We start from the raw sequence: 7,784 nt of genomic DNA, 5'->3' as shown, positions 1-7,784 counted from the left end.
GCCGGGCCCAGGCGTTCCGCGCCCGAACCCGCACCACCAGCGCGCCGCACCGCACGTGCGGGTACGGACACGGAAGCCTCCGGCGCCGGCAGGGGCGCCGTCCGTTGTGCCCACCCGTTCCACCCCGCGGAACGATTGCCCACAACGGGGCGGGCGCCGCCCGCAACGGGGCGGGCGCGGCCCGTAACGGGGCCCGGGCGTCAGGGCCGTCGGGTGAACGTCAGCACCACGTCCGCCGACTTCCGGACGCGGGGGACCTCCGGGTCCGGAAGCGCGAGGAGGCGGGAGCGGGTTTCGTCGACCAGGCGCATGGCCTCGCCGCCCACCGCCCACGCCCCGGTGAACAGACCCCGCGTCAGCGATTCGGCCATCGCCCGCGGCGACACGGCGAACGACGTGGGGCGCTCCGACGCCGTCCCCTCGTAGACGAGGCCGTGCGCCGCGGCGATCGGGGCCAGCCACTCCGGACCGTCGCGGCGGCTGCCGTCCGGATCGAGGCGGTCCTCCAACTCCCCGACGAGGACACCGATGTCGTCCGTCGGGCGCGTCCCGCCCGCCGGGATCACCAGATAGCGCCCGCCCGGCCGCAGGATCCGCGCGACCTCGGCCAGGACGGCCCGGTTGTCCGGTCCCGCGTGCAGCAGCCAGGTCGACACGGCCTGGTCCACCGACCCGCTCCGCACGGGCAGTCGGCAGGCGTCGGCCACCGCGACCCGTGCGCCGAGCCGGGCGCGCGCCCGGGCGAGCATCCCCGGCGAGAGGTCGAGGCCGTGCACCGTGTGCCCGAGCTCGGCCAGTTCGGCCGCGACGATCCCGGTGCCCACGCCGATGTCGAGCACGGGGCGGGCGGGGTCGAGCAGCGGCGCGAGCATCCCCGCGAAGCCCGCCGCCCGTTCCGTGCCGCCGCGCGACTCGTCGTACCCCGGGGCGATCTCGTCGAACTCCGCGGCCACCACCCTCGCCCCCCTCACGCCTGCGGAGTGAAGGTCACGGGCAGCGTCGCCATGCCGCGCAGGATGCCCTCGCGCCGGCTCAGGTCCGCGTCCGGGTCGGCGAGCCGGAGGTCGGGGAAGCGCCGCAGCAGGGTGCCGATGGCGATCCTGGCCTCCGCGCGGGCCAGCGGAGCGCCCAGGCAGAAGTGCACACCATGGCCGAAAGCGAGCTGTTGCGGGACTTCGCGACGGGCCACGTCGAGGATGTCGGGACGGTCGTAGCGCGCCGGGTCACGGTTGGCCGCGGCGAGCCCGATGATGATCATCTCGCCGGGCGGGACGGTGACCCCGCCGATCTCGTACGCGTCGACCGTGAAGCGCGCGACGCCCCGGCTCACCGGGCCCTCGTAGCGCAGGAGTTCCTCGATCGCCCCGGGCAGCAGCGAGGGGTCGTCGCGTAGAGCGGCGAACTGCTCCGGGTGCCGGAGCAGGGCGTGGACGCCGTTCGCGATGAGGCTCGCCGTCGTCTCGTGGCCGGCGAGCGTGAGCAGGATGGCCATGGCCGTCAGCTCGCGGTCGCTGATCTTCTCCTCGGCCTGCGCGGCGCAGAGCGCGCTCAGCAGGTCGTCCTTCGGGTCCGCCTTGCGCGCGGCGATCAACGGCTCGAAGAACTCGGTGAGTTCGGCGCGTGCCTTCGCTCCCTTGGCGAGCCGCTCCGGGGTGTTGGGCGGCATGATGAGGCCGACCGCGAGGCGGGCGAAGTCGGGCTGCCCCTCGGCCGGGATGCCGATGAGCTCGCTGAGCACGGCCATCGGCAGCGGCAGGGCGAACTCGGAGACCAGATCGGCGGATCCGCGCGGGGCGATCGCGTCGAGGAAGGCGTCGGTGTGCGCCTGGACGCGGGGCGCGAGCGCCTCCACGCGGCGGAAGGTGAAGGCCTTCGAGACGAGGTTGCGCAGCCGGGTGTGGTCCTCGCCGTCGGCCACGAGCATGCTGGTCATCAGGACGTTGGTGCGCTCCTGGTGGGCCATCTCCTCCGCGAGGCCGTTGACCCCGACGGGGCTGCTGCTGAGGCGCGGGTCGGTGAGCGCAGCCACCGCCTCGTCGTAGCCGGTGACCATCCAGACTTCAAGGGTGGGATTCAGCCGGACGCGCTGGACGACACCGTGCTCGCGAATGCGCTCGAACAGCGGGTAGGGGTTGGGCTGTTGAGCAACGTTTACCGGGACATCGTGGACGATTGTCTGGTCTTGACCGGTCATCTTCCGTAACTCCCCGAAGCTTTGTGAAAGATCTGTGGCAGGTAGTCATACCAGCCGCCCCAGTTGCGTGGTAGCGTCACCGGCGCTCGGCTCGGATGATGTTCGAAGAAGCACCGACCAACAGTCGGTGAAGCACCAGCGAGGCGTTCCACCCACCGGTGATCCGGCGTCTCGCACGATCGACTCGGAAAGCAGCCAAGGCCTCAACCAGGCCCGATGCGCAGGGGGAGACGTTTCGTGGAGCAAGCGGCAGCCGTGGACCCGATTCTGGATCTGGCCCGTCCGTCGATCCTGCGGAACCCCTACCCGGCGTACGCCCGACTGCGGGAGACCACCCCGGTCTTCTGGCACGAACTGCTCGGCTCCTGGGTCCTGACCCGCCATGCCGACTGCCTCGCGGTGCTCACGGACAGCAACCGTTTCGCCTCCGACTGGCGCCGCGCCGGCGAGGACATCCCCGCGCCCCTGCTGAGCGTCCAGACCCTCGATCCGCCGGAGCACACCGCCATCCGGCACCTGCTGCTCGACGGCTTCCGCGCACAGGACCGCCAGGCCCTGCACGACGGCCTGGAGCACGGAATCGCGGACCTGCTCGCCGAGTTGGCCGACCGACCCTCCTTCGACCTCGTCGGAGAGCTCGCCGAACCGGTCGCCCTGCGCTTCGTCACCGCCTTCCTCGGCGTCCCGGCGCCCGAGCTCGACTGGTTCGTGCCCATGTCCCGTACCGTCGTCGACGGCATGGACGCCGGGCTCTGGCCCGAGAAGCACGAGCCGGCCGTCGCGGCCCGGGCGCAGCTCGCGGAGTACGCCGGCGGGTGGCTCGCGGATCCGCCCAAGGAAGGGCTCATCGCGTACGTCGCCGAGCACGCGGCGGACAGCGGCGTGGCGGAAACGGTTCTGCGGAACAGTCTGCGCGCCGTCCTCCACGCCGGCTACGAATCCGCCTCACGGCTCCTCGGCAACGCCGCGGCCGCCCTCCTCACCACCCCCGGCGCGCTCGACGCGTTCCGGGCGACCCCGGCCACGGCCGTGGACGAACTCATCCGGTACGACGCACCCGTCCAGGCGGACGCCCGGGTCTGCGTCACCGACACCGAACTGGGTGGCGTCACCCTCAAGGCGGGTGATCCGGTCACGCTCTTCCTGGGCGCGGCCAACCACGACCCGCTGCGGTTCGACCACCCCACAGAACTGCGACTCGACCGCGCCCCGAACCCGCACCTCGGGTTCGGACGCGGGGCCCATGCCTGTCTGGGCGCGTCCATGGCGATCCGGCTCGCCGGATCGGTCCTCGGGGCCCTGGCCAGGGACTACCCGGACGCACGGGCCGTCGCGGAACCGGACCACCGGCGCAATCTGACCCTCCGCGGTCTCGACCGCTTCGAGGTCACGCTGCGCCCGCGAGCGGGGGAGGAGGTTCGACCATGAAGTACTGGCACTGAAACCAGCGAGCGTGACGCCCGTCCGGGAGGCGGGCGGCACGCCGGTGCACGGCTCACGTGCACCCCGCCGGAGCCCGAGCCCGCTGCGCGGCTCGGGCTCCGGCCCTTTCCACCGCCGTACCCGAGGAATCCCACGACGACCGGCAGCACGTCTCCGGCGATTCATGTACATGCCCCCGGCTCCGCGAGGACGGCCCACGGCTCCGCGAGGAAGATCCCCGGGTCCGCGCGGACGGACACTCCGCGCGGTGAACGCCACGAGAACGCCATCGGGCCGCCGGTCGTGACATCCTCGGACGAACCGCCCACGCCGACGTCCCGCAGTGGGCCTTCTTCGTCTCCTGCGCGGAGGGACACCTTGCTCATCAGCCACGCCGTACGTCACGACGCCCTGCACGTGACGCTCCACCGCGACCTGGACGTCACCAACCGTGCCGCGGCCGCCCTCCAGATCCAGGCCCTCGTCCAGGAGCACCGGCCCGCCCGGGTGGTCATCGCGGTCCCGGCCGCCGACCCCAGCCCCGCCACCCTCAGCGCCCTCGCCCGCGCCCACCGCATGTGCGCCGGCCTCGGCGTCCCCCTCACGCTCAGCGGCGCGAGCGACCGCACCCGCCGCCTCCTGGACGCCAACAGCGCCTGAAACGGCGGTCCCGGAGGCGTACACCGAGCAGGACCGTACGACCACGGTCCGATCCGCACGTGGGGCCCCTGCTCCGACGACGCGGGGCGGACGGCGGCGGCATCGTGACCCCATGACCGTCACGACTCCGGCAACCACAGCGCTGCCCCCCCGTCTTCCCGGGACGCTGGGTGGGCGGCGCGTCCCTCGTCGTCGGGCCCCTCCTGGTGCTCACCGGCGTACTGCTGCGCCTGCGCCTCGACTTCACCGATCCGGGTACTCGTCACCGACGACCAGTCGCTGCTCCCGGGCAGCTTACGGGTGCTCGTCGACACCGCCCCGGGCCCACCGTGCGGCGAGCTCCTCGCTGGAGGAGCTCACGGAGCGCGAGCGCGAGGTCCTGCTGCTTGTGGCACGCGGCTTCTCCAACGCCGACATCGCCGCGTACCTGTGCCTCAGCGACGGCACCGTCAAGACGTACATCGGCCGGCTGCTGACCAAGCTGTGGGCGCGCGACCGCGCGCAACTGGTGATCAGCGCCTACGAGTCGGGGCTCGTTCATGCAGCTCGCCCCGATCCCGCGGGTGGTGGTGGCGGTGGCTGAGCGCGGCCACCGCCAGGGTGGTCAGGACGAGGATGCCCGCCGTCTCGACCGCGATGGTCGGGCGGACGAGATCCGCGTCCGCCGATTCCTCGAAGCCGAACAGGCCCGTCGTGAGGCTGAGGAAGAGCGCGCCGAGGGTGCCCGCGGTGAACAGCGCGGTGGCGGCGGCGACCGGTCCGAGCCAGCGGTACGGGGTGAGGAGCAGGGCGACGGCCAGGAGGCAGCCGAGGACGCCGTTCAGCAGGAACAGGCCGCCGACGGTGGCCAGGTCGCGGTAGCCGTCGGCCCACAGCGAGAGGTGGATGGCGCCCATCGTCGCGGTCAGTCCCGCGGCGGCCGTCCGCAGCACGAGCACGGCGGCGCGGCGGGTCCGGTCAGTAGCCATTGCCGGGAGAGCTGGGAGAGGTGGGGGAGCTGGGAGTGCCGGGCTTGTTGACGGGGGCGCCGGCCACCGTGATCTCGGTCTTCATGCCCAGGTCCTTGTGTCCGTCGACGGGGCAGTAGATCTCGTACTTCCCGTCCTTCAGGGTCACCGTGAGGGTGGTGGACCCGCCCGGCGAGACGGTGCTGGAGCGGTTCTCGCCGCCCGGGCCCTCGACCTCCAGGGCGTGGTCGTGATGCCCGGTGTTCTTCGCGACGAAGGTGTACGTGCCGGGAGTGAAGGTCTGCCGGGACAGCGTGATCCTGAAGTCGGCCAGGTCGGCGGTCACCCGGGTCGCGCCCGCGGGGGCCGTGCTCTTCTGGGCGGGAGGCGGGGTGGTCGTACCGCTGCTCGAACCGCCGTCGCCGCCTCCGCAGGCGGCGAGGAGGCCGGCCAGCGCGGCGGCCGGCAGGGCGAGCAGCGCGCGGGTACGTGTCTTCGTCATCGTTCGGTCCTCCGGTTCGGTCCACCGGACCGGTCCTCCGGTTCGGTCCCACAGGGGGTACGGCGCCGGACCGCGCCGGGATTGCGGGTCCGGGCGGACAATGGGCTCGGAGCAAATGGGCTCGGAGCAATGGGCTCGGACGATCCCTTCGGGGACTTCGGACGTACCACGGGTGTGGGACGCATGGGTCTTCCGCTGGAGCGGGTTCCCGACGAGGCACTGCTCTCCGGACTCGCCACGGGCGATCCGGAGATCGCGGTGGCGTTCGTGCGCCGTTTCCAGCGCTCCGTCTACGGGGTGGCGGTCGCCGTGGTCGGCGATCCGCGGCTCGCGGAGGACGTGGCACAGCAGACCTTCGAGCGGGCCTGGCGGCACGCCCAGGTGTACGACGGCCGGCGCGGCTCCGTACGGACCTGGCTGACGGCCATCGCCCACAACCTGGCGATCGACGCGGTACGGGCCCGGCGCGCGATCCCGGTGGCCCCGGAGGACCTGGAGACGCTGGTCGGGATCGTCTCGGAGACGCCGGAGCGGCGCGCGCTCGCCGACGACGCGGCCGAGCGGGTCCGGCGGGCGGTGGCGGCGCTGCCCCGGGAGCAGGCGCGGGCCCTCGTGATGGCCGGGATCTACGGGATGACGGCGCGGGAGATCGCCGCCTTCGAGGGCATCCCCCTGGGCACGGCGAAGACCCGGATCAGGACGGGGACGATCAAGGTGCGGGCGCTCCTGGAGAGCGAGGAGACACGGTGAGCGGCATGGACTGCGAGCGGCTGCGCGAGGAGGGCGCCGAGCTGGCGCTCGGGATCCTTCCCGCGCGCGAGCGGGCCGAGGCGGTGGCCCACCTGGACCGCTGCCCGGACTGCCGCGCGTACGTGGAACGGCTGACGGCGGTCGGGGACGGGCTGCTCGCGCTGCTGCCGGGGGCGGAGCCGCCGGTGGGTTTCGAGAGCCGGGTGGTACGGGCGATGGCCACCGCCCCGGCGGCCCCGGCGGCCCCGGCGGCCCCGGCGGCCCCGGCGGTGGGACGGCACCGCACGCGGTGGCGCCGCTTCCGGCTCGCCGCGGCGGGCGTGACCGCGGCCCTGGCCCTCGGGTTCGGCGGCTGGGCGGTCGGCACCGTGGTGGAGGGCGCGCCCCCGGTGGTGGCCCCCGGGCCGCACGTCCTGGAGGCGGCCCTGACCTCCCCCGAGCGGGTCGGGGACGGCCGGGAGGTGGGCCGGATCTACGCGCACCCGGCGGACGCCGAGGGCGGGAACGGCTGGGTGTACATGTCGGTCGACCTCGGGGACGTACGGGCGGTCGACGGACCGGTGCGGTGCCTCCTGCTGCGGGCCGACGGCTCCACCGTCCCGCTCGGCTCGTTCCCCCTCAGGGCCGGTTACGGCTACTGGGGAGCCCCGTCCCCCGTGGACCCCGGCACGCTGAGCGGCGCCCGTCTTGTGGCCGCGGACGGAACCGTCCTGGCGACGGCCCACTTCACCGCATCGGAAGTCAACTGACCATACGCGTACGCTCCTTCATCACATCCGGATCGGTACGGAGGAGGGAAGCGGAGGGAGTGGGCACCGGCCCGTGTCCGGCAGGTGTCCGCTTCCTCGTGTCACGCCTCTACGGCTGCGGTGTCATCCATCGTCATGCGTCGACCTGCTCGAAGATGTGCGGGTACGACACGACGTCGTCGGGGAACTCGGCGGCCATGCGCTGGAACTCCGGGCTGCCGAACGCCGTGGCGAGAGCCTCGGTCGACTCCCAGACCGCGACGTTCATCAGAAGGCGGCTGTCCGCCGTTCCCTTGTGCATCTGCAGGGAGACGAATCCCGGCTGAGCCTTCATGAACTCCGCCTGCCTCCGGAAGAGGGCCAGGAACGCTTCGGCCCTCTCCTCCGGGACGAAGAAGGTGTTGGCCAGGACGATGGGCCCGGTCTTCTCCTTGAACTGCGCGAACATCGGCGTGTTCGGGTCCAGGCTCTGCAGCTTGGCCATCTTCGGTACTTCCTCTCGCTGTAGGTCGTCCTGCGGCGCCGAGGGCGTCGAACATGGACCCCTCTGCGGTCTAGCG

Annotated in this window: 9 protein-coding genes and 1 pseudogene; 5 read left to right on the top strand and 5 right to left on the bottom strand. The window is 72.8% G+C overall.

Features of this window, described 5'->3' with window-relative positions; all coding sequences use genetic code 11:
* Window positions 1-200: 200 nt before the first annotated feature.
* Both CCN56_RS35440 and CCN56_RS35435 read right to left on the bottom strand, forming a co-directional pair.
* Window positions 201-956, bottom strand: coding sequence for a class I SAM-dependent methyltransferase (locus CCN56_RS35440; protein ID WP_086831886.1), 756 nt, complete (start codon window positions 954-956; stop codon window positions 201-203).
* An 11-nt stretch (window positions 957-967) separates the two neighbouring features.
* Window positions 968-2,194 carry a cytochrome P450 gene (locus CCN56_RS35435; RefSeq protein ID WP_086831885.1) on the bottom strand — a complete coding sequence of 409 codons (1,227 nt, stop codon included), beginning with the start codon at window positions 2,192-2,194 and terminating at the stop codon, window positions 968-970.
* A 255-nt stretch (window positions 2,195-2,449) separates the two neighbouring features.
* Here CCN56_RS35435 and CCN56_RS35430 point away from each other — a divergent pair, with 255 nt between their 5' ends.
* The 3 genes and pseudogenes from CCN56_RS35430 to CCN56_RS35420 all read left to right on the top strand — a co-directional run.
* The gene (locus CCN56_RS35430; RefSeq protein WP_143664724.1) at window positions 2,450-3,622 is read left to right on the top strand and encodes a cytochrome P450; all 1,173 of its coding nucleotides are present in this window, start codon (window positions 2,450-2,452) and stop codon (window positions 3,620-3,622) included.
* Between the two features lie 372 nt (window positions 3,623-3,994).
* Window positions 3,995-4,276 (top strand): hypothetical protein, encoded by a 282-nt coding sequence (locus CCN56_RS35425; protein WP_086831883.1) that lies wholly within the window; start codon window positions 3,995-3,997, stop codon window positions 4,274-4,276.
* A 346-nt stretch (window positions 4,277-4,622) separates the two neighbouring features.
* Window positions 4,623-4,859 (top strand): annotated as a pseudogene (locus CCN56_RS35420) (response regulator transcription factor); the annotation flags it as partial.
* On the opposite strand, the gene CCN56_RS35415 reads toward CCN56_RS35420, so the two are convergent.
* Window positions 4,789-5,244 (bottom strand): hypothetical protein, encoded by a 456-nt coding sequence (locus CCN56_RS35415; RefSeq protein ID WP_143664723.1) that lies wholly within the window; start codon window positions 5,242-5,244, stop codon window positions 4,789-4,791. The pseudogene CCN56_RS35420 and the gene CCN56_RS35415 sit on opposite strands and share 71 nt — an antisense overlap.
* A complete protein-coding gene (locus CCN56_RS35410; RefSeq protein ID WP_179200102.1) occupies window positions 5,234-5,725 on the bottom strand; it encodes a copper-binding protein in 492 nt (163 codons plus the stop codon). The genes CCN56_RS35415 and CCN56_RS35410 overlap by 11 nt, the downstream gene beginning before the upstream one ends.
* Before the next feature lie 183 nt (window positions 5,726-5,908).
* On the opposite strand from CCN56_RS35410, the gene CCN56_RS35405 reads away from it, so the two are divergent.
* Together CCN56_RS35405 and CCN56_RS43635 are read left to right on the top strand one after the other, a co-directional pair.
* Window positions 5,909-6,475, top strand: coding sequence for an RNA polymerase sigma factor (locus CCN56_RS35405; protein ID WP_086831887.1), 567 nt, complete (start codon window positions 5,909-5,911; stop codon window positions 6,473-6,475).
* Between the two features lie 5 nt (window positions 6,476-6,480).
* Complete coding sequence (locus tag CCN56_RS43635; protein ID WP_218779484.1) at window positions 6,481-7,224, top strand: anti-sigma factor; 744 nt, start codon at window positions 6,481-6,483, stop codon at window positions 7,222-7,224.
* Between the two features lie 133 nt (window positions 7,225-7,357).
* Here CCN56_RS43635 and CCN56_RS35395 read toward each other — a convergent pair whose 3' ends face one another.
* Window positions 7,358-7,708 carry an antibiotic biosynthesis monooxygenase gene (locus tag CCN56_RS35395; RefSeq protein ID WP_086831881.1) on the bottom strand — a complete coding sequence of 117 codons (351 nt, stop codon included), beginning with the start codon at window positions 7,706-7,708 and terminating at the stop codon, window positions 7,358-7,360.
* Window positions 7,709-7,784 lie beyond the last annotated feature (76 nt).

It is taken from the genome of Streptomyces sp. NRRL B-24572, assembly GCF_002156145.1.
GTDB classification, from domain to species: domain Bacteria; phylum Actinomycetota; class Actinomycetes; order Streptomycetales; family Streptomycetaceae; genus Streptomyces; species Streptomyces vietnamensis.
This window is presented reverse-complemented; position numbering and strand designations above follow the sequence as displayed.

Excerpts from the sequence above, each read along its gene's own strand:
- CCN56_RS43635 (WP_218779484.1), top strand. The coding sequence starts at position 6,481 with ATGGACTGCGAGCGGCTGCGCGAGGAGGGCGCCGAGCTGGCGCTCGGG.
- CCN56_RS35415 (WP_143664723.1), bottom strand. The coding sequence starts at position 5,244 with ATGGCTACTGACCGGACCCGCCGCGCCGCCGTGCTCGTGCTGCGGACG.
- CCN56_RS35435 (WP_086831885.1), bottom strand. The coding sequence starts at position 2,194 with ATGACCGGTCAAGACCAGACAATCGTCCACGATGTCCCGGTAAACGTT.
- CCN56_RS35410 (WP_179200102.1), bottom strand. The coding sequence starts at position 5,725 with ATGACGAAGACACGTACCCGCGCGCTGCTCGCCCTGCCGGCCGCCGCG.
- CCN56_RS35405 (WP_086831887.1), top strand. The coding sequence starts at position 5,909 with ATGGGTCTTCCGCTGGAGCGGGTTCCCGACGAGGCACTGCTCTCCGGA.
- CCN56_RS35395 (WP_086831881.1), bottom strand. The coding sequence starts at position 7,708 with ATGGCCAAGCTGCAGAGCCTGGACCCGAACACGCCGATGTTCGCGCAG.